This is a genomic window from Bacillus cereus group sp. N8, from assembly GCF_016483685.1.
GTDB lineage: Bacteria > Bacillota > Bacilli > Bacillales > Bacillaceae_G > Bacillus_A > Bacillus_A proteolyticus.
The window spans coordinates 88,182-109,698 of sequence record NZ_JAEHBK010000002.1 but is presented as its reverse complement, the minus strand read 5'-3'; the positions used below and the strand labels follow the sequence as shown (position 1 = coordinate 109,698).

Sequence of the window (21,517 nt, the reverse complement as noted above, 5' to 3'; positions counted from 1 at the left end):
GTGGAAACACCTTTTTTGTAGTTAAAATTGAATGCTGAAGTTTTGGAATGTATGAATGCCGGTTCCATGTTGAATTAGGTTTTTATCACTTAAATATTGAACAGCATATTTCACTTCTTTCAATATAATAGGCGAAAGGCCAAGGGTGTGATGTGAACCATAAATTTGTTTAATAGGAGAGAAATTTGTAATTTTGTTTAGAGACTGAACTAAATCTACAGGGTTTGTTGATGGATAAAATGCAAAAATTGTGCCTTCATAAAGTAAATCTCCTGTAAATAAAAACGCAGTCTCGTAATCATATATACAAATATGTCCCGGTGAGTGACCAGGAGTATGTATAATTTGAACTTTCCGATTTCCGATATCAATAAGATATCCATCTTCTAGTAATTTTGTTGGTGTTCCTTGAAATGGTTTGAATGTTTCAGGTTGAAATGTTTTAGGGGGAGGTAAAGTGATATCACGAGCGATGTCTTTCCGGATTTGAGAAATAGGAAGTCCTTTTATACCGTTAATGAGCCAATCTTCTTCTAAAGCATGTACATAGATTTCATCATATTGTCCGTGACTACCAATATGATCCCAATGAACGTGTGTCGTGACTACTATAATTGGTAAGTTTGTTAGTTTTTCAGTAATACGTTTTATATTATCAATACCTAGTCCAGTATCGATAAGCAGTGCATTTGTATTGCCCGTAAGTAAGAAGGAATGTACTTTCTCCCAATGGCCATATTCACTAATTGCATATGTATTTTTCGCGATTTGTTTTATGGTAAACCAAGGATCTTTCATAGTAACCATATTTTATTTCACATCCTAATAATAAGTGGTTTATTAAAACACATTCGCTGTTTGTTGTGATAAGTCCTTTTTATAATGTATAAATAGATGTTTTTATAAAAGTTTGTAAAATAGGCAAACGAAATATTGAATTGTTTGCTTTTGTTATGTTAAGATGATGGAGTGATAATAAACGATATCTTAATTTGTTTATGGTTTTAATAAACTTTTTGGAGGAATGTTTAGTATGAGTGATATTTCAGAGAAGTTTTGGGATGCGTCGGTAGAGGATTTGAAGAAAGGGTATGTGTTTGACGAGGTAGCAGAAGAATATATTTGTTTAGCTTGCGGAGAAACGTTTATAAAGGGGGTTATTTATCAAGATAATCAGGTTTTGTATGAAGCAGAGAAGTTTGTACAATTGCATATTCAAAATGAACATTCGTCTATGTTTGAGTATTTATTAAATCTTGATAAAAAGTTTACAGGTTTAACCGATTTGCAAAAGAAGATGGTTCAGTTTTTCTATATGGGACTTAATGATAAAGAGATTGTAAAAGAGATGGATGGCGGGAGCACATCAACAATTCGTAATCATCGATTTACATTGCGAGAGAAGATGAAGCAAGCGAAAGTATTTTTAGCGTTAATGGAATTGTCAGAAGAAAAATCAAAAGTTCAATCGAAATTTGTACCGATTCATAGAACAGCTACGATGGTGGATGATCGATACAATATTACAGAAGAAGAAAATAATGAAGTTTTAACAACGCATTTTACAGAAGGATTGGATGGGCCGCTTTCTAAATTTCCGAAAAAGCAAAAGCGTAAATTAATTATATTACGTCACTTAGTGAAGAAGTTTGATAGTAATGAAAAGTATACTGAAAAAGAAGTAAACGCAGTTTTAGAAAGTGTATATCCGGATTTTGTAACTTTAAGAAGATATTTAATCGAGTATGGTTTTTTAGATAGAACAGCCGATGGAAGCCAATATTGGGTGAAATTATAAGAATGAAGCAAAGCAAAGAAAGTGAATAGAAGCACATCATAAAAACAACTATACAAAGAGATAGGGATTGAAATATGTAGCACATTATAAAGACAAAAAAACGTATGTTGAAAGTATGATGAGCTTGAAGCATGAGAGGTCTCAAAAAGAAAGGGAATGGGCATTTCAATATCGAAAGTAGAATTGAAAAAATGCAACAGTACGGAGCACACGGGTGTAACCGTGCAAACTTTTAATAAAAGGAGAAATGAAATTTGAAACCACCTACAGATAACAATGAAGAAGGTGTAGAGTCACAGCAGTCAGAAAAGGGAAATAAACCAATATGGAAATCGATGTCTATGTTTTTAGTTCCGTTACTATTAAGTAATGTATTACAATCAGTTGGACAATTATTTGGTATGGTAGTCGTAGGGAGATGGCTTGGTGTAAATGATTTAGCGGCTATATCGGCATTCTTCCCATTATTTTTTCTACTCGTTTCATTTGTAATTGGAATTGGTTCTGGTAGTTCTATTTTAATTGGTCAGGCATTTGGTGCTAAAAATGAAGAACGTTTAAAAGCTATCGTTGGTACGACGCTTACGTTTACTTTTATTATCGGAGTTGTGTTGGCGGTAGTAGGAAGTGTGTTTGCACTGGATATTATGCGCATCATGGGAACTCCAGAAAATATTATTAATATAAGTGTACATTATGCACGTATTTTATTTATATCTATGCCAATTTTATTTTTATATTTTGCGTATACAACTTTTATGCGAGGGACGGGAGATTCCAAAACACCATTTTACTTTTTGATCGTTAGTACAGCACTAAATATGTTATTATTACCGATTCTTATTTTTGGTTGGTTAGGACTTCCGAAATTAGATGTTTACGGAGCAGCATATGCTTCAGTTATATCTACAGTTATTACGTTTATTGTCATGCTAGTGTATTTAAAGAAGAAAAATCACCCATTACAACTAGATACAACGGTAAGAAAATATCTTCGAATGGATTTGGAGTTATTAAAGCTATTGTTACGACTTGGTATTCCAGCGAGTATTAATATGATATTAGTTTCATTATCTGAAATTGCGGTAATCGCGTTTGTGAATCGCTATGGATCAGATGCAACAGCGGCGTATGGTGTTGTGAACCAAGTTGCAAGTTATGTACAAATGCCAGCCGTTAGCCTAGGCATTACAGTATCGATTTTTGCAGCTCAATCAATTGGTGCGAACCAATTTGATCGATTACAGAAAGTTGTTAAGGCCGGAATTATCATGAATTATATCATTGGTGGTGTATTAATATCACTTATTTACTTGTTCTCAAGAGATATTTTAGCGTTATTTTTGACAAGTCAAACTACAATTGAAATTGCTCATAGCTTAGTTATGATTACTTTATGGAGTTACTTAATTTTCGGTCATGCACAAATTATTAGTGCGACAATGCGAGCAAGTGGTACAGTACTTTGGCCAACTGTGATTGGGGTTGTATCCATCTGGCTTGTTGAAGTACCTGTAGCGTATTATCTTTCTTACCATACGAGTCTTGGTATAGAAGGAATTTGGATTGGATACCCAGCGGCATTCATCGTCAGTTTAATATTACAGTATGCGTATTATAAGCTTTCATGGCAGAAGAAACGAATTACACGATTAGTGAGTTAAAAAATGAAAATGTCCCTAAGTCATTATACTTAGGGACATTTTTTTGATGAATGCTTATAAATAACTTTTTAAAGTTATGTCAAAATGTTGTCTAATGAGTTTTCCATTATTCATATAAAACTCCCAAGCTGTATCTGGCTCACCGATAATTTCAAATGAACCTTCTGTAATATATAAAGCGCAATTATCTTCTAATGCAATGCCTTCTATATTACCTTGGTGAGTTTGTAAAAACGTATGGAAAGCATTCATTCTATTTAATTGATTGTAATGAGGGCAAAATCTTTTGTTAACAATGCTCCAGCCACTACTTTCTATATAACCAGAACCTTCATAATCTGAACGAATGCTAGATGTGAACCAGCACATCGCACCGGCACTATACCCTGAAATAAGTGTTCCACGTTTTAAAGCAAATAGTAACTTTTCATCTAGTTTATGTTCTTTCCATTGTTCAAGCATGTGAACGTAATTTCCACCGCCAAGATAAATTAAATCGGCAGAATGAATCATCTCATCTATTTCATATTTAGTAGGTGTTTCGGTTGAAATGCGTAAAATTTGAACCTCACAATGTAATTGCTTTTCAAATGTTTCTAAAAATAACTTTATATATCTTTCATCATCACGACTAGCTGTAGGAATGAATAATACTTTTGGGTATTGTTTATTCGTTAATTCTATAAGTCGTTCATTAATATGCAAGTGATTTGGATCTTGTAAATCACCGCCACCAATGACAGCTAATTTCATAGTAAAGCACCACCTAATAATATTTGTTATGTAAAAATTCGATAGTGGGGAGTTACATTCCTTCTGTGATTTAATGAATAAGGGGAAATAAAGTGAACAATATATTAGAATAGCATAAGGAGTCGATAGCTGTGGATAGAAAGGAATTAGAAGCAGTTTATCCCGCTATTTGCGGGCAGTAAGATTCCCAACTCAAAATTCGACTGGATCAAAGCAGTTAAGTGGAAGCCCTGCTGCCCGTAAACGCCCGATTGGTGAAGGCTAATAATCAGTGGGGGATGAACAAAACCCCCACTGATTAAAGTTTCACTTTATTGATATATAATACTGGATAATATTGTTTCAAAGTATGGAAACAATATGTTTAAATGAATATAACGGCGTACTAATTAATATTGAAAGAGTGTTTATATTTAAAAAGTGCGGGGAATACCAGAGGTTTTACAAAAGCGGTTTTTACTTTTTATTGGAAGTTATTTTATAATATGGTAAAATTATATTAATATATTTATTAGCGTAGACTGAAAAGAGGGAGCGTGAAAGAGTGGATTTTCGATTTGAGTTCGCAGCGAAGGTGAAAGAATATTTAGATGATGAAAAAGATGAAAAAATAATAAAAGATGGACACAGAGATATAATTTATAAATATTTATATCCGTTAGAGAGTGAAATTGGAATTTTTAAAAATCCTAACTTTACTTTTTTTGCATCAGGAAGACGTTCACATATAGTATTAGAAAATATTGAATTTAAAACAGAAGTAAACGTAGAAAGTAATATAATTGAAATTACAAAAATAGTGGATAATGTGGCGATTCCATTAGATACTATCGTAGCTAAAGATCGGGAATTATTTGCACTCGGGCGTAATGAGAAATTTAGTGTGCAAATATTAGAATATTATCTCTATGATACATTTGGTGAGAAGTTAGGTTTACAATGAATCGAACGCGGTACAGCTAACTAATTAGTGGAGATTAGGATTCATTTAAGTATCAGTTAATATCATTTATGTTTGACCTTCTATATATTTTATACTACAATCTGTAGTGTGAAAGGGGCCATACGATGTTTACTCAAAACTATAAGTTAAATGAGCAAGGGTTAAATCACTTTTTCGGACCGCTTGAAGCGAAAATAATGGAGATTGTTTGGGCTACGGAGGGTATTACCATTAAAGATGTGCAACAGAAATTAAGTGAAGAATCCCCGGTGAATTTTAATACTGTAATGACAGTTATGAACAGATTAGTAGAGAAAGCACATTTAGAAAAGCATATTGTGAAAAGAAGTGGTATGTATCGTACTACACAAACGAAGGAAGAATTTTTATCTAATCAAACGAAGAAAATGACACAGGAATTAATGGGTGAATTTGGGGCTCTTGTTGTGAACCATATGATAGATGAGTTAGAACAAGCTGATCCATCTTTAATAAAAAAATTAGAAGAGAAATTAAGTCAGCTAAAAAAAGAGGACCGATAAAATGAAGTGGCAAATGCGTAAAATCATTTTGTTAGCAGTGACTATTAGTGTGCTTTTTTTAAGCATGTTAGTATACTATGTTACATACCCATTTCTTTTTCAAAATAAAGCATTTTTCCTTTCGCAATTTTGTTTATTTGAATTACAAAAACATATGAGGGAACTATCGATACTTCGTATAATGATAGCCGGATTACTGTTATTTACTGTAATCATTATGAGTAAAAGAATTTGGAAGCAATTTTTTTATAGTAAAAGATTGAAAAGAAATCTCGTGTCTATTACTAGAAAAGGAAAGCAAGTGTACGTATTATCAACGTTACAGATTACGGCATTTACAATTGGATTATTTCGACCGAAAATTGTCATTTCAGAAGGAATGTTTCAGGCATTTTCTGAGGAAGAAATTGATGCGATTGTATTACATGAGGAATATCATCAAAAAAATCGAGATCCATTAAAGTTATTTTTCTTTACCTTGTTAGCTGAGGGAATGATGTATATTCCTATATTAAAAGGGATGCTGCAGCGTTATCATGTATATCAAGAGCTATCAGCTGATAAATATGCAATGCAAAAAATGAAATCTTCATTTGAGCTAGGTAGTGCATTATTAAAGTTAATTAAAATAAAGACGATGGAAAATCAATGTATTACAGCGTCGTTTGCGAAAACCGCAATTAATTTACGAATTGAGCAAGTATTGAATGAGAAAGTTGTTAAGCTGAATATGCCATTACATACAAATTCAGTATATGTAACGTTAGGGCTATTTTGTATGTCGATTGTACTTATTGTCGGAGAGTGCATATAGCCTCTTTTTTTAATAATCAACACTACACGTTGTAGTGTTTTTAGGAGGGATAAAATGAATGCGACGGATTTAACAATTTGGCTAGTAGTAGGGGCGGGGATACTTTCATTTATATCACCATGTTCTTTACCGCTATATCCATCTTATTTATCATATATTACAGGTGTTTCTATTCAAGATTTAAAAGAAAATCGTGGAATTATGCAAAAGTCAGCGATTATACATACAGTATTTTTTATGATCGGTTTCTCGGTTATTTTTTATGCGTTAGGTTTATCGGTAAGCTGGATTGGGATCACTTTTTCATCTAATCAAAGGTTGATTCAGCAAATTGGTGGGATATTTATTATTTTGATGGGGCTATTTATGACTGGATTGATTCAGCCTAAGTGGCTTATGGCAGAGAAAAAAGTACAATATAGAAGAAAATCGACAGGCTATATTCGCTCAGTTTTGGTCGGCATGACATATGCAGCAGGATGGACACCGTGTGTTGGACCAATATTTTCTGCAGTGCTTATGCTTGGTGCGACCAATCCTGAAAGTGCGCTTCTGTATATTACAGCGTACACCCTTGGATTTGCGGTTCCGTTTTTCGTGATGGCATTTTTTATTGGAAAGGTAAAATGGATTGTTACATATGCCAATGTCATGATGAAAATTGGCGGTGGAATTATGCTTGTAACAGGAGTTTTATTATATACAAATCAAATGACGAAAATTACAGCATTTTTTATTCGTATATTTGGTGGATTTACAGGATTTTAGAAATGAGGAGGAAGAAAAGTGAAGAAACTAATTGCTATTATACTGGCCGGGGCATTAATTTGGGCAGGGGTTAACTTTTATAATACAAAGAAAGAAGAAAAAGAAAGAAAAGCAAAACAAGCGGAGTTACAAGAAACAGAAGTATTACCACAAGTAGGATTTAAAGCGCCAAACATAACATTAAAAGGGTTAGACGGTAAGCTGCATTCGTTAAATGATGCAAAGGGAAAACCATATGTTATTAATTTTTGGGCATCATGGTGTGGGCCATGTGAAATGGAGGCTCCTGATTTAGTTCGTTTGTATGATAAATATAAAAAGGATGTTGAAATTTTTGCGGTAAATGCAACAATCGGGGATCCAGTACAAGAAGCGAGTGCATTTGCAGATCGTCACGGATTTAAATTTCCTGTTCTATTAGATATGGACGGAGTAGCTGGAATAGATTATAAAGTATTTTCTTTACCAACGACATTTTTTGTTAATAAAGATGGAATTATTGTAGATCATGCACGAGGTGTATTACCTCCAGATCAATTAGAAGAGAAGTTTAAAAAAATAATTGAGAATTAAGAGGGGATTTCATAGTGATGGAGTGGATGGTGAGGTTACAGCCAGTTTCTCTTATAATAGGAAGTCTATTTGGGTTTACTATGATGAAACTAAGGATGAAAAAGCAAAATATTCAATATGAAAAAATGATGGATGCGGTAACGAATGGTTTTCTCATCATTGTATTAGCATGGAAATTCGCACCGGCAATTTTAAATCCGGTATGGGCCATTGGAGCGCCACTGCAAGCATTATTAGCTGTAGGAAGTATGCAGCATATTATAGCAGGATGTGTAATTGCGAGTGTATACATTGTTTGGAAAAGTAAAAAGGAACAATTTTCGCTTTGTATTTTACTTGATGCATTGCCTATTGGACTAAGTATGAGTATTATTTTTTATTTTCTATTCAACCACAAAATAGGTGTACAAACGACACTGCCTTGGGGTGTGAAAATATATGAATCAAAATTTTTATATCACCCTATTTTCGTATATGAGATCATCCTTGCTCTTTGTATAATGGGCTTGTTATGGGTGAAAAATGAAAGACTCGGAAATGGAAAGAATATAAGTGTTTTTCTAATTATTGAGGGTGTTACTCATATTATTATTTCGCTTATTAGTGAGCAAAATTCGGTTCTACTTGGTTTATCAATACAGCAAATAATGAGCTTCTTTGTTATTAGTTTAGGGATTTTGTTCGTGCCGAAAAAATAAAAAGATAGCTACATATGGAGTATGTCCATGCGTGGCTATCTTTTTATTTTATATTAAAAAATCGGCGGAGTAACAGAAAATAAAACAATCGCATTTTTCTTGAATTGATTTACCCATTTATGTTTTAAATAAGCTGGTATTTTTACGCTATCACCAGTTTCTAATGTGTATTCTTCTTCATTTAAGTGCAATGTGATTTTTCCGTCTAATACAAATGCTAATTCTTCTCCTTTATGTTCTAAAGGATTTTCTGATGAAGAAGTATTTGGAGGAACAGTCATAATTGCTGTTGCTAAATTTCCTGTGAAATCAGGCGATAACAATTCATATGATAAATTATCGATAATCATTTTTTTTCGTTTATGAGAGCGTACGATTAAATCGTCTGTATTTGTCTCTTCAAGTAAAAAACTAAATGTTGGAACATCAAGAGCTTTAGCGAGCACCTTTAATGTTTGAATAGAAGGGTTAGCAGAACCACGTTCAATTTGACTGAGCATAGATGGTGTGATTTCAGCCATCTTTGCTAGTTCTTTACTAGTTAACCCTTTTTCTTTTCTTTGTTTTTCAATCTTTTTTCCAATATCTATATTTTCCATAACGCATTCTCCTTAATAATTATTAAATTATATTTAAATAAATTAAATTGAAATTAACCGAAACTGAATTTTATGTTAAACTATATTTAAATTAATTTAATTATAATTTATTGTATGGCGAGCTACAAGGATATGAGGAGGAAGAGGAATGAAGGAGATAGAGGTATTAAAAGAACGATTCCCATTAGTAAATAACCTTATTGCAACGGAAGAAGTATTTTGGATAAATCCGAATACAGAAAAGTATGAAACGGCAATAAAAGATTCTCCATTGAATGAAGGAAATGTAAAAGATGCCGAAGAGAGGTTAAAGCGTTTTGCACCGTATATTGCGAAAGTTTTTCCGGAAACGAAAAAAACGAGTGGCATTATAGAATCTCCTTTAGTGAAAATACCTACTATGAAACAATCTTTAGAGAAAAATTACGGGCAATCTATATGGGGAGAATTACTATTAAAATGTGATAGCCAACTTCCGATATCAGGCTCAATTAAAGCTAGGGGCGGGATTTATGAAGTGTTGAAACATGCTGAACAATTAGCTTTGCAGCATGGAATGTTAACAGAGGAAGAGAATTACTCCATTTTAGATAGTGATCCATGTAGAGAGTTTTTTGCAAAATACTCAATTGCGGTAGGTTCAACAGGAAACTTAGGATTAAGCATTGGGATTATGAGTGCGAAACTAGGTTTTAACGTGACTGTTCATATGTCAGCAGACGCAAAACAATGGAAAAAAGATTTATTAAGAAGTAAAGGTGTAAATGTTATTGAATATGAGGCTGATTATAGTAAAGCAGTAGAGGAAGGAAGAAGGCAAGCAGATGCTGATCCTACCTGTTATTTTGTAGATGATGAAAATTCACATGATTTATTTTTAGGGTACGCAGTAGCAGCATCCCGTTTACAAAATCAATTAAAAGAGTTAGAGATTGTAGTAGATGAAGAACATCCTTTATTCGTTTATTTACCATGTGGTGTCGGAGGCGGACCTGGCGGAGTGGCATTTGGCTTAAAGTTATTATATAAAGACAACGTTCACTGTTTCTTTGCAGAGCCGACGCATTCCCCGTGTATGTTACTCGGGTTAATGACAGGACTTCATGATAAAATTGCTGTTCAAGATATCGGGATTGATAATGTAACAGACGCGGACGGACTTGCAGTAGGAAGGCCATCTGGATTTGTCGGTAAAACGATGGAACCATTTTTGAGTGGAAATTACACAGTGAGTGATGAAGAGTTATATAGATTATTAAAAGAACTGGCTGATACGGAAAATATTTATTTAGAGCCTTCTGCGTTAGCGGGTATGATTGGTCCGCTTAATGTATGTAAAGCTGAAAATGGGTATTTACAAAAGCAACAGTTAACTGAGAAGGTGAAGAAAGGTACTCATATCGTGTGGGGAACTGGTGGGAGTATGGTTCCAGAAGACGTGATGAATGGGTATTATAAAACAGGTGTGGAATTAACGTTAAAATGAAAATGAGGCTATTTGCAGCCTCATTTTTTTCATGTACATAAAATTCTTTGTTATTTTCACAATAGTTCTTTATAGTATATATAAAGGATAACTAATATTGAATAAATATAACAAACAGCTTTATTTTACATAATAAGAGGATGTGTATACGATGTCATTACAGACTAAATATATAGCGGGTATTTCGCTTGGGGTTATGGGCGTAGGTTTTGCGGCTTCAATCCCTTTTCAAGGAACGGTAGCTGGAGAGATTATTCAAGGGGGATTTGAAGCTGGTTTAGTTGGTGGACTTGCGGATTGGTTTGCGGTTACAGCTTTATTCCGTCATCCGTTGGGAATTCCAATTCCACATACAGCATTATTACCTAAAAATCGGAAGCGGGTAACAAAGGGACTCGTTTCTACGTTAGAAAATGACTGGCTGACGAAAGAAAGTATTACAAGTAAAGTAAAAGAAATGCAGCTAGCACAAATGGTACTGCAAATTGCTGAGAAAGAGTTACAGTCTGATGCTGTGAAAAAAGGGATTGTAACAATTGCTGAGAAAGCGATTCTTCAAATAGATACGGAAAAATTAGCAGTTATTATTGAAAAAGAATTGAAAACATATTTGCATACAATTAACACAAGTAACATATTACAAGTTCTCGTGGATCAATTAGTTGTGCAAGAATATGATGAAAAAACACTTGATTACATATTAGTAAAAGTGAAAGATTGGACAGCTCAAGATGAAGCCCGTTACCAGCTCGGAAGCTTAGGTATGAAGGCGATGGAAAACATAAAAGTAGATGGATTTTTACAGTTTACTTTGAAATCGTTTATGAATATTGTAGATGAAGATAAAATTGGCGGCATTTTGCAGAAATTTATTATTAGCAATATTAACAGCTTACAAGATGCGGATAATAGCACAAGACAACTTATATTATCGAAAATTCGTCAAGAAATTATAAATGTAAAAGAGAATGAAGCGTTACTACAAGAATTAGAAAATTGGAAAGAAAAATGGATTGCCAATTGGGATGCTACTGACAAAATTAAAGAGATGCTGGAGCAAGTAAAACAAAGGGCAATTACTTTTGTGAAAAATGAAGAATTCACGGATAAATATGTTATTCCATTTTTACAAACACAAATGAATAAAATAAAAGAAGATGAACAAACTGTTCAAAAAATAGAAGATTGGTTACAAAAACAAGTTGTCACACTTGTGGAAAAGAATCATTCGAAAATTGGAAAACTTGTACAAGAAAATCTTGATAAGTTAGATGATAAAACGTTAATCGAAATGATTGAAAATAACGTAGGTAAAGATTTACAGTGGATCCGAGTAAACGGGGCTGTTTGCGGATTTATGATTGGATTAGTGTTAGAAGGAATTAAAGCGATTATATGAGAAAAACCTTCCACAATTGTGGAAGGTTTTTTATTTTTCAATAACACTCATATTTAAATTGTAAGCTTTCTCAATGTTTAACTTATACGTCCCATTGCCTGTTTTAATCGAATTTTTATACCAATGTTCTTGCCCGTTGAATTCTGGATTTTTCTCTGAAGTATTATCTTCTTTTTTCGTTAAATCTTCAACTTGTTCCCAAGGTGTGTTTCCATGAGTTTCTTTTTGATTCGTTACTGCTGTTAAAGATACGTCACTTTCTTGTGCAAGATGGACAGACACTCTTGAGCTTTCCTGTACAAACCAATTATTTTGTAATTGACCTGGATAAAGGGATAGTTCGTTATTTGAAGCACGAACTTCTACATTTTTATTTTGCGGAAGAACGAGTGTCGGTTTGACCTGTGGTGCTGAATTCCATAACGTATGCTGAGCTGGTAATGACTTCAAAGTGACATACATCGTTTCCCCAGCTGTTTGAACTGAAAGGAAATCTTCTTGTTTTAAATTGAGTTTTTCATTAGCTTTCGTCGTTATTTCATATGTTCCAAGAAGGTGAATTTGATTTGTATTATTTCCCTCAATTGTTAGAGGATGATGCCCTGCATCTACTACAATTTTTTTGATAGATTCAGGTATATCAAGTTGTCCGTCTGGAATATTACTCGTTTGCCTAGTTGTATTCATAGAATGACGAACTTCGTCTAGTAATCCAGTAGATAATAAACAGTAAAAAGCAATTCCAATACTTCCTAAAACGCCGATAAAGAAAATACTAAAAATATCATATTTAATAAATGGTTGTTCCTTCTTAGAAAATAGAAGATATAGTAAAATTTCAGCACCAAGTATAATAAGTAAAACAGGCCACCATGCTGTTAATGTATCCAATACTTGAGTGCCTTTAATGACTGAAAATAGTAAGAAACAACCTAATGTAATAATGGAAAGCCCCATTGAGAATGTTCCAACGCGCCATGTTCTCATTCGTTTGTACCACCTTTGTTTTCTTTATTTCCAAGTAACAATTTAAAGCCGCCACCAATTAAAAGGAGAGCAACGATAGATGTTTGGAAATAGCGATAATATAGTTCGCTAAGATGAATATTAAATATAGTTGCAAAATAGTCATTCAAAATAGGAAGGACTGTTTGATCCAATAAATAATAACCACCGAGTGTAATTAATCCGATACCGATCCATCGTTGATGATTTATAAAATAATCTATGATAGGTTCGTCATTAACACGTTCTTTTCCGTATTTTGCAGTTTGCTGTAACGCATCAAAAAAGCTATAGAACCAAATGATTGGTACTAAAAATAAAAACGCAGAAAGTCTTAGTAAGTCGAGCAAATAAATAGATAGTAAAAAGGCTGCCATAAGCTGAAGACCACGGCGCTGTAAGCCTAAATACATATGCCCTGCTCCAGGAAACATTGCTAAAATGGAAGCGAATGTTTTGTTTTTCTTTCCTTGTTCTCGATGTTCTTCAAACTCTTCGAAAATAGTACGATCATCTAGTGGCTCACCACGTTCTTTTTTCTGGATTTGTTGAACAACATCAAAGAAGTTATATATCCATAAAACAGGTAATGTAATAAGGAAGATAAGGAAACTTCCTTGAGATGTTAAGAGTGCGACGAAAATGATCATACTCCCGATTCCTGTACAAGCTACTAAAAATGTAAGGCCACGTTGCATAAGTCCTAATTGAAAATGACCAAGTCCAGGGATGATTGATAGAAGAATGATATAAAATCGTTCGCTCTCTTTAGAGGACTCTGTAAATTCTCCGGCAGCTTGTTTTTTCGATTGATTAATAATAGTGATAACTAAATCTAATAAATTGATCGCCCATAACACGACTAGTAAAAATAGAGAAAGAAAAGCAATATCACGCGCTCCTAATGCTATTGTACAAAATGCTGCAAAGATAAATAGAAATACAGCCCCTCCGCTATATAAAATAAACCGTCCAAATTTCTTTAAATATAAATGTCCAAGCCCAGGAATTAGCCCTAATACAAGTGCTAAAAAGGGATTTTTATTCATGCTTTGAACCTCCGTCCGTTTTTGATGAGTCTATCGATTTGTTTACAATTTGTTGTGAGATAGAAGACTCGTTATGTTTTGAAGATTTCTCGAAATTTGATGTCGCTGTGAAAATATATTGGAATAAACCACTTACCATAAAAATAATTGTAGCCGCAGTCGCAATTATGTAATGAATAATTGTGCGCTTTAGTGAGTTTGTTTTTATATTTTCATTAGGTTGTAGCGTTTCAAAATTAATTTGCGTCATAACTTCGTTCGTAAATGAATCATCATTTATCATTGGAAGGTTTTCATGTTGTTCATCAATACTTTCCATATAAAGTGCTAAACAATGATCACATTCATAAAGGTGTTCTTCCATAGACTCACGTTCATTGCTAGCTATAAGATCTAGCGTATAATTGCTCCAATCATCTTTTGTAAAATGCGTCATAGAAACTCTTCCTCCTTCCAATGTTTTTTAATCCATTTTCTTGCCCGATACAGTTTCATTTCGACTGTTTTCACTTCAATGTTTTCCTTCAAAGCAATCTCTTGATAACTTTTTTCTTCTAAGTAATGTGCGAGAACGACGTCACGGTAATTTTCGGGAAGTTCTCTTAGTTTTTGAGCAATGAGTAATTTTTGCTCTTTCGTCAATAATAAATCCTCAATGTTATGAGAGGATTTTATATTTTCCTCAGTTTCTTTACATAAGGAGAGTTCTTCGTTTTCTCTAGCTTTCTTCCTCTTATAATCAATAGCGTGATTGGTGGCAATGCGTGCCATCCACGTTTTTAATCCGCGAAATTGATAATTAGGGAGAGAGGTGTGAATTTTTACGAATACTTCTTGTGTAACATCTTTAGCATCTTCTTCATGTCTTAAAATAGAAAAGATAACTTGGAAAATATAATGACGATATGTTTGCACAAGGATACGAAAGGCATGCTCGCTTCCTTGCTGTGCTTTTTCAATTAATTGTTTTTCCTCAATCGGTCTCTCCCTCCTTTTGACGCATTCTATTATATAGACGTAAAAAACAATAAGTCACCCTACACATGTTATAAAAAAAGAATAATATATTTTTAGAGAAGGGGCTATATGAAAAAGGTGTGAAAAAATGGTAAAGAGAAGTATATAATGAGCAAGTAGAAAATGTTACGGGAAGAAAGGATGTGAATGTTAGTAGGGTAAGGTCCATACTAACTAACATGAAAATAAAAATATTAATAGCAGACGATAATTCTTTTATTAGAGAAGGCATGAAAATTATTTTAAATACATATGAAGAGTTCGAAGTGGTAGATACAGTAAATGATGGGAAAGAAGCAGTGGAATATTGCAAAAAGAACGACGTTGATATCGCTCTTTTAGATGTTCGTATGCCAAATATGAACGGGGTAGAGGCGACGAAATTCATTTGTGAAGAAACGAAAACGAAGCCACTAATTTTAACGACGTTCGATGATGATGAATATATTTTGGACGCAGTGAAGAACGGGGCGAAAGGTTATTTATTAAAAAATAATGATCCAGAGCGTATTCGTGATGCAATAAAAGGAGTATATAACGGCCAAACTGTTATGCAAGATGTAGTTCTCGATAAAATTAAGTCTAATTTAATGGAAAGCAAAGAGGAAGAATGTAAAATTGATCAGAGCCTTTTCACAGAAAGGGAGCTTAGTATTATCGCATTAATTGCAAAAGGTTTCTCAAATAAAGAAATTTCAAAGCAACTTTTCATATCAGAAGGAACAATTGCAAATTATATTACATCAGTTTTAGGGAAAACTGGACTTGAACATCGTACACAAATTGCGATTTATTATTTAACAGGGAAAGTAGATTAAAGATATGGAATTTTGGTTAATTGTAAGTAAATTAATTGTCTTTATATATATTGTGTTTAGTTATATTTATTTAAATGTTGCGAACTTACCATGGATTATACTGACTTTGCTTTTATATCTTTCTGTAAACGTGCTAATCTCTATATTTAAAAAAGATACGTACAAAAACATATTAACTTCTGTGTCAATTGGTTTAGTTATGTTATTTACATGGAAAATTCATCCGTTTTTTATTTTGTTTTTACCATTGAACTTATATGAAATTATATTCCGTTATATAGAGAAGAAATGGCAACTCTTTATCATTATGATGATTCCTATTATATTTACAGATGAAAGTATTCGAATGACATATGGATTAATTGTTGCATTTTCTTTCCTCGTATTAACTATGGCAGAACGGTATATATCGCGCGTATTAAAGCTTGAATCACAAAATGATAAGATGCGAAAAGATATGCAGCGACTGACGAAAAGTTTACATGAAAATAAAGAGTACATAAGGCAATCAGAATACACATTTAAGTTAGAAGAAAGAAATCGACTTTCTCAAGAAATTCATGATAAAATTGGCCATTCGATGACAGGTGCGCTAATTCAAATGGAAGCAGCGAAGAGATTAATGGGGATAGATAAAGAAAAATCTGCGGAGTTATTACAAAATGCAATTCACATTTCAAAAGAAGGAATCGAAAGTATTCGGGTTACATTAAAAAATATGAAGCCACCGACTGAGCAAATTGGTATTCATCGTATGAAATTGTTCATAGAGGAATTTGCTGGTAAGCATGATATAAATATTCCATTCGTATATAAAGGGAACTTAGATATGATTTCACCAATTCAGTGGAAGATTATCGGTGAAAATGTTATGGAGGTACTAACAAACGCGATGAAATACGCTGATGCGACAGTCATTTCAATCGATATTCATGTACTGAACAAGATGATAAAAGTACAAGTAAAGGATAATGGAAAAGGTGCAGCTCTTGTTAAGAAAGGTCTCGGGATTATGGGGATGGAGGAGCGGACAGCATCAGTAAACGGAAAAATTATTATAGATGGAACAAGTGGTTTTTCAGTAACGATGTTGTTGCCGATATGAGGGATGAATCATCTCATATGAAAAAAGTGAATAATCTCATGTGGAAAGAGTGAACTTCTGCACTGAGCAGGTTCATTCTTTTTGCTTATAATAAAGTGAAACTTCAATCAGTGGGAGTCTTACTGATCGCAAATAGCGGGATAAAAGCAGAGAAACCGAAATAGGGGTGAAATGATGAACACATTAGAAATTAAAAATTTAACGAAAAAATTTGGTGATTTCATCGCGGTAGATAATATGTCTTTATCTATTAAAGAAGGAGAAATATTTGGATTTTTAGGATCAAATGGTGCTGGTAAAAGTACAACAATTAATATGATTGCTGGCTTATTAAGAAGTAATGAAGGTGAAATTAGCATACTAGGAAAAAATATAAAGAAACATAATCGATTTGCGAAAATGAATATTGGTATCGTTCCGCAAGATATTGCGATTTATGAAGAGTTAACTGCCTATGAAAATGTGAAATTCTTTGCTGGATTGTATGGATTACGAGGAGCCGAGCTAAAAGCGAGAGTAGAGGAAGCACTTCAATTTGTAGGCCTTAGTGATAAACATAAAAGTTACCCGAAAAACTTTTCTGGCGGGATGAAACGAAGGCTGAATATCGCTTGTGCAATCGCTCATAGACCGAAGTTAATTATTATGGATGAACCGACAGTTGGAATTGATCCACAGTCAAGAAACTATATCCTTCAGTCTGTTCGGAAATTAAATGAAATGGGAAGTACGATTATTTATACAAGTCACTACATGGAAGAAGTAGAAGAGATTTGTACGAAAATAGCAATTGTAGATCACGGTAAAGTAATTGCAGAAGGCACGAAAGAACAGTTAAAAGCGATTATTACCGATACGAAAGACATTTGGATTGAAGTGAAGTCAGTAGAAAATCTAGACGTCGAAAAATTAAAAGAGATAAACGGTGTGAAAGCTGTTCAAATTGAAGAGAACGTAATCAAAGTAAATTCTGATGCAGGATTAAATAATTTAAATAAAATTATTCAACACTTTATTAATCATGATATTGAAATTCGTTCATTAGAAGAGCAGGCTCCGAATTTAGAAACAGTATTCCTTACATTGACCGGAAGAAACTTACGAGATAAATAAAGTGATTGTAAGAATAGGAAAAGGGAGGTTCATCGATTGAACATCTTCAATATTGCAGTTATGCACATTAAAAGAGATTTCAGGGACGTAAGAACTTTAGTTTTTATGTTAGCATTTCCGATTGTGCTTATGCTTGTATTAGGAACAGCGTTAAGTAACGCATTTAATAGCGATAGTCATTCGATTAAAGATATACAAGTACTTTATAAAGATGAAGCGGGAAGCACGTTTTCTCAATCATTTGAAGCATTTACGAAAGAGGTCGATAAATCGGGTATCCATTTTAAAAAAGCTTCCGAAGGTATAGAGGGGAAAGAAGAAGTGAAGCAAAATAAATATGCTGCATATGTAGAATTGAATAAAGATGGTGCGAAATTTTACGGAAGCGACAGAAGTAGTATTGAAGGAAGTATTGTTGAAGGAATGCTTACGACATTTGTTGATAAGTACAATGTAGCGGCAGAAGTTGCAAAAGTAGATCCAAGTAAGGGTAGCACAGTTATTTCAAATGGAAATCATAATGATTATATTAAAGAAACATCTTTACAAGCTGCTAAAAAACCAGGTTCTATGGATTACTACGCGGTTGTAATGACGACAATGATTGCATTGTATGCTGCAATGGGTGCGAGTTTTTTAATTCGAGGAGAACGAGTACGTAAAACAGGAGATCGTTTAATTGCAGCACCTATAAGTAAGGCTGAAATTTTCATTGGGAAAGTGCTCGGTAGTCTTGTAGCAAATGCACTTTGTCTATTACTCGTCGTTATATTTAGTAAATTTGTTTTTCAAGCGAATTGGGGCGACCATCTTGGAATCATATTTATTATTTTACTAACAGAAGTCTTTCTAGCAATTAGTTTCGGTTTAGGAATCGGATTTATTACAAAAACAGGTGAGGCATCTAGAGCAATTATTATGGTTGTTGTGCAATTAGCTTCTATTTTTGGTGGTGCGTATTTCGTAGTGGAAGAAAATGTCGTTACGAATTTATCACCATTAACGTGGGCCAACACAGCTATTATGAAAATTATTTATGCAAATGACATAGGAGCAGCACTGCCGGTTATTTCTTTAAATCTTGGAATTTCAGCAATCTTTTTATTAATTGCGATTATCGCATTACGTAGACGGGAGGGGCTGTAATATGAAAGATATTTTATGGCTCATACGAAAAACATTAGCTGCGCTTTTTAAAAATAAAAAAGGATTATTACTTATTGTAAGTTTGCCGATAATAGGAACACTCATTTCTTTTTCAATATATGGTAATGTAGGGCAAGGAACGTTAAATATTGGGGTTATAAATAAAGAAAATCAGCCTATCGCAAATGATACAGTAAAATTTTTAGAAGGACTCAATCATGTAAATGTTAGTAAAATTAAGGAATCCGAAGTGGAAGATAAACTCATTTCAAAAAAACTTGATGGTGTTATTACATTACAGTCTGGTTTTTCCGAAAGTGTTCGAGCAGGGAAACCGAGTCATATTGAAGTTTCATCGATTAAAGGTGATCAAGTAACAGTATTTATAAAATCATATTTATATAACTATGTTGATAATATAGCTGCGATTAGTAAAGTGGCAGGGGCGGATCAAAGTACGTTTGATAGTATGTACGCTGGTTATCAAAAAAGTTCATTTAAAGTAAAAGCAGAGACACTTGAAGATACTTCGAAAAATAAGGATATGACAAATCAAACGATTGGTTATCTTATCATGTTTATGCTATTTTCGGCAGCGAATTTATCTGGAATTATTTTAAAAGAAAAAGAGAACAGAACGTATTTTAGATTATTATCGACACCGATAGATGGAAAGAAATTTATATTATCTAATGTCGCGGTGAATATGATTATACTAACAGTGCAAATTGTAATTGCCGTATTATTTATGAAGTATGTTTTCCATACAAATATAAATATGCCTTTCACAGTGATGATTGGTGTACTCATGATATTTGCTTTAATCGCAATTGGTTTATCATTAGTCATTGTGTCTTTTTCAAAAAGTTCAACTGCTTCAAATGCGATGCAAAATGTTGTTATTGTACCGACATGTTTATTAGCGGGATGTTATTTTCCATATGATATTATGCCGAAAACAGTACAAAAAATAGCTGATTTTTTACCGCAACGCTGGCTAATGGACACGATTTCGAAATTACAGCAAGGAATTCCGTTTTCAGAGTTGTATTTAAACATTTTAATCTTATTCGCTTTCGCGATAGCATTCTTCTTAATTGCGATTTATAAGTTTGGAAGAAATAATGATGCAAGGAACTTCATTTAATGAAAAGGTGTGGCGCAATGCCACACCTTTTTTGTATTCGTAATTTAAAGTATCTTTTGTAATATAGGAATGCTTTTGTAGAGCACTTCGTTATGTGAAGCATGCACAACATATTTATTTCCCTCTAGAAGAAAAACGCTATGTAGAACAGCGTTACCATCACCATGTTTTGTAAGTATATCACCGACGACTTTTCCGTCTGTCCATTCCAGTTTTGAATATGAAGGGACGACTTGTAAATATTGAATCGTTTCTACTCCATCTCCTGCAATGAGTGTAGTTTCAATATTTCTTTTCTCGATAATAAATCTATTTTTATTTAATGTATCGAGGAAAGGATTTTTCGTTTTCATCTTGTTATAAGGAAGAAATGTAATAGAAGAGCCGGATCTTATAAATAAATAATTTCCGTAATCTTTACAAGGAATAACATCTTGTAATCCTGGAAAGTAACGGTGTATTGCTTCAATTTTATTCATTTTGTGTAAGGTGCTTACGTAGTGAATGTACTGTTCCATATAAAAATGAACAATATTTATTTTAGAAGAGGCATGAACAGGGAGACTACCCCCAGTCCAATAACTATAATTGGGAGGAGATCCAGCGTTTGGTGTACAGAGTATAATAAGTTGCTCCACATCATTTTCATATTCTTCACTTTGAACGTAAGAACGTGCAAGAAGTCCACCCATACTATGACAAACTAAATTTAGTTTATCGTACCCTGTAAATTCTTTAACATAAGCAATCGTTTTTAATAAATATTTTTGAGTAGAAACAGCAATACGCTGACGCCAGTCATAAAAACAGATAAACAGGTTTTTATTTCGTTCATAGCCTATACTTTCTAACATCATGATGAATGGTTCATAGATAAACGAAGAAAGTCCAAAGCTCCAATTACCAGTACCCGGAATAATAATATTACTCATTGAACCGAAAAGACCTGGGATAAAAATAATAGGGATTTTTCCTTTTCTCATACTCTTCTCTCCTTTACCTGTTTAACATCGATAAAAATTAAAAACTACATTTCGTATGAAAACATATTTAAATGAAACACTACGGAGTAGAACGTAA

23 protein-coding genes are annotated in these 21,517 nt (G+C 33.4%); 15 read left to right on the top strand and 8 right to left on the bottom strand.

Translation table 11 applies throughout. The features are described 5' to 3' along the window. Positions 1–21 precede the first annotated feature (21 nt). Positions 22–807, bottom strand: coding sequence for an MBL fold metallo-hydrolase (locus JDS80_RS04580; RefSeq protein ID WP_199637229.1), 786 nt, complete (start codon positions 805–807; stop codon positions 22–24). A 226-nt stretch (positions 808–1,033) separates the two neighbouring features. Here JDS80_RS04580 and JDS80_RS04575 point away from each other — a divergent pair, with 226 nt between their 5' ends. Together JDS80_RS04575 and JDS80_RS04570 are read left to right on the top strand one after the other, a co-directional pair. Further along, on the top strand, positions 1,034–1,798 hold the full coding sequence (locus JDS80_RS04575; protein WP_071745046.1) for a DUF2087 domain-containing protein: 765 nt from the start codon (positions 1,034–1,036) through the stop codon (positions 1,796–1,798). Between the two features lie 254 nt (positions 1,799–2,052). Further along, complete coding sequence (locus tag JDS80_RS04570; protein WP_071745047.1) at positions 2,053–3,462, top strand: MATE family efflux transporter; 1,410 nt, start codon at positions 2,053–2,055, stop codon at positions 3,460–3,462. Between the two features lie 54 nt (positions 3,463–3,516). Here JDS80_RS04570 and JDS80_RS04565 read toward each other — a convergent pair whose 3' ends face one another. Then, a complete protein-coding gene (locus JDS80_RS04565; protein ID WP_199637227.1) occupies positions 3,517–4,215 on the bottom strand; it encodes a peptidase E in 699 nt (232 codons plus the stop codon). A 544-nt stretch (positions 4,216–4,759) separates the two neighbouring features. On the opposite strand from JDS80_RS04565, the gene JDS80_RS04560 reads away from it, so the two are divergent. The 6 genes from JDS80_RS04560 to JDS80_RS04535 all read left to right on the top strand — a co-directional run bounded on the left by JDS80_RS04560 (position 4,760) and on the right by JDS80_RS04535 (position 8,553). Next, entirely contained in the window at positions 4,760–5,158 is a 399-nt protein-coding gene (locus JDS80_RS04560) for a DUF3942 family protein (protein WP_071745049.1), read from the top strand. A 125-nt stretch (positions 5,159–5,283) separates the two neighbouring features. Continuing rightward, a complete protein-coding gene (locus tag JDS80_RS04555; protein ID WP_071745050.1) occupies positions 5,284–5,700 on the top strand; it encodes a BlaI/MecI/CopY family transcriptional regulator in 417 nt (138 codons plus the stop codon). A gap of 1 nt (position 5,701) precedes the next feature. Then, a complete protein-coding gene (locus JDS80_RS04550; protein ID WP_071770062.1) occupies positions 5,702–6,514 on the top strand; it encodes a M56 family metallopeptidase in 813 nt (270 codons plus the stop codon). A 54-nt stretch (positions 6,515–6,568) separates the two neighbouring features. After that, positions 6,569–7,282, top strand: a complete 714-nt coding sequence (gene ccdA / locus JDS80_RS04545; protein WP_071745052.1) for a cytochrome c-type biogenesis protein CcdA — start codon at positions 6,569–6,571, stop codon at positions 7,280–7,282. Between the two features lie 18 nt (positions 7,283–7,300). Beyond that, entirely contained in the window at positions 7,301–7,855 is a 555-nt protein-coding gene (locus tag JDS80_RS04540; protein WP_071745053.1) for a TlpA family protein disulfide reductase, read from the top strand. Between the two features lie 17 nt (positions 7,856–7,872). Beyond that, complete coding sequence (locus JDS80_RS04535; protein ID WP_199637492.1) at positions 7,873–8,553, top strand: prolipoprotein diacylglyceryl transferase family protein; 681 nt, start codon at positions 7,873–7,875, stop codon at positions 8,551–8,553. A gap of 53 nt (positions 8,554–8,606) precedes the next feature. Here the strand turns inward: JDS80_RS04535 and JDS80_RS04530 are convergent, their stop codons facing one another. Further along, complete coding sequence (locus JDS80_RS04530) at positions 8,607–9,152, bottom strand: helix-turn-helix domain-containing protein (RefSeq protein WP_071745054.1); 546 nt, start codon at positions 9,150–9,152, stop codon at positions 8,607–8,609. 148 nt (positions 9,153–9,300) lie between these two features. Here JDS80_RS04530 and JDS80_RS04525 point away from each other — a divergent pair, with 148 nt between their 5' ends. Together JDS80_RS04525 and JDS80_RS04520 are read left to right on the top strand one after the other, a co-directional pair. Then, positions 9,301–10,638, top strand: coding sequence for a D-serine ammonia-lyase (locus JDS80_RS04525; RefSeq protein WP_098888130.1), 1,338 nt, complete (start codon positions 9,301–9,303; stop codon positions 10,636–10,638). Positions 10,639–10,789: 151 nt separating this feature from the next. Further along, entirely contained in the window at positions 10,790–12,037 is a 1,248-nt protein-coding gene (locus tag JDS80_RS04520) for a DUF445 domain-containing protein (RefSeq protein WP_199637225.1), read from the top strand. 30 nt (positions 12,038–12,067) lie between these two features. Here the strand turns inward: JDS80_RS04520 and exsE are convergent, their stop codons facing one another. Genes exsE through JDS80_RS04500 form a run of 4 tightly spaced genes read right to left on the bottom strand, consistent with a single transcriptional unit; the run spans position 12,068 to position 15,006 of the window. After that, complete coding sequence (gene exsE / locus JDS80_RS04515; RefSeq protein ID WP_098888132.1) at positions 12,068–13,024, bottom strand: exosporium protein ExsE; 957 nt, start codon at positions 13,022–13,024, stop codon at positions 12,068–12,070. Next, a complete protein-coding gene (locus JDS80_RS04510) occupies positions 13,021–14,091 on the bottom strand; it encodes a hypothetical protein (protein WP_098888133.1) in 1,071 nt (356 codons plus the stop codon). The genes exsE and JDS80_RS04510 overlap by 4 nt, the downstream gene beginning before the upstream one ends. Continuing rightward, the gene (locus JDS80_RS04505) at positions 14,084–14,527 is read right to left on the bottom strand and encodes a hypothetical protein (RefSeq protein ID WP_199637223.1); all 444 of its coding nucleotides are present in this window, start codon (positions 14,525–14,527) and stop codon (positions 14,084–14,086) included. Before JDS80_RS04505 ends, JDS80_RS04510 begins: the two co-directional genes overlap by 8 nt. Beyond that, on the bottom strand, positions 14,524–15,006 hold the full coding sequence (locus JDS80_RS04500; RefSeq protein WP_321195667.1) for an RNA polymerase sigma factor: 483 nt from the start codon (positions 15,004–15,006) through the stop codon (positions 14,524–14,526). The genes JDS80_RS04505 and JDS80_RS04500 overlap by 4 nt, the downstream gene beginning before the upstream one ends. Before the next feature lie 281 nt (positions 15,007–15,287). On the opposite strand from JDS80_RS04500, the gene JDS80_RS04495 reads away from it, so the two are divergent. The 5 genes from JDS80_RS04495 (at position 15,288) to JDS80_RS04475 (ending at position 20,437) form a co-directional block, all read left to right on the top strand. Then, positions 15,288–15,926 (top strand): response regulator transcription factor, encoded by a 639-nt coding sequence (locus tag JDS80_RS04495; RefSeq protein WP_199637490.1) that lies wholly within the window; start codon positions 15,288–15,290, stop codon positions 15,924–15,926. Between the two features lie 4 nt (positions 15,927–15,930). Continuing rightward, entirely contained in the window at positions 15,931–17,031 is a 1,101-nt protein-coding gene (locus JDS80_RS04490) for a sensor histidine kinase (protein ID WP_098888136.1), read from the top strand. Positions 17,032–17,205: 174 nt separating this feature from the next. Next, on the top strand, positions 17,206–18,144 hold the full coding sequence (locus tag JDS80_RS04485) for an ABC transporter ATP-binding protein (RefSeq protein WP_002148977.1): 939 nt from the start codon (positions 17,206–17,208) through the stop codon (positions 18,142–18,144). Positions 18,145–18,180: 36 nt separating this feature from the next. After that, on the top strand, positions 18,181–19,290 hold the full coding sequence (locus JDS80_RS04480) for an ABC transporter permease (protein WP_199637221.1): 1,110 nt from the start codon (positions 18,181–18,183) through the stop codon (positions 19,288–19,290). 1 nt (position 19,291) lies between these two features. Then, on the top strand, positions 19,292–20,437 hold the full coding sequence (locus tag JDS80_RS04475) for an ABC transporter permease (protein WP_071745064.1): 1,146 nt from the start codon (positions 19,292–19,294) through the stop codon (positions 20,435–20,437). Between the two features lie 44 nt (positions 20,438–20,481). Here JDS80_RS04475 and JDS80_RS04470 read toward each other — a convergent pair whose 3' ends face one another. Next, entirely contained in the window at positions 20,482–21,420 is a 939-nt protein-coding gene (locus JDS80_RS04470; protein WP_071770058.1) for an esterase/lipase family protein, read from the bottom strand. Positions 21,421–21,517: the final 97 nt, after the last annotated feature.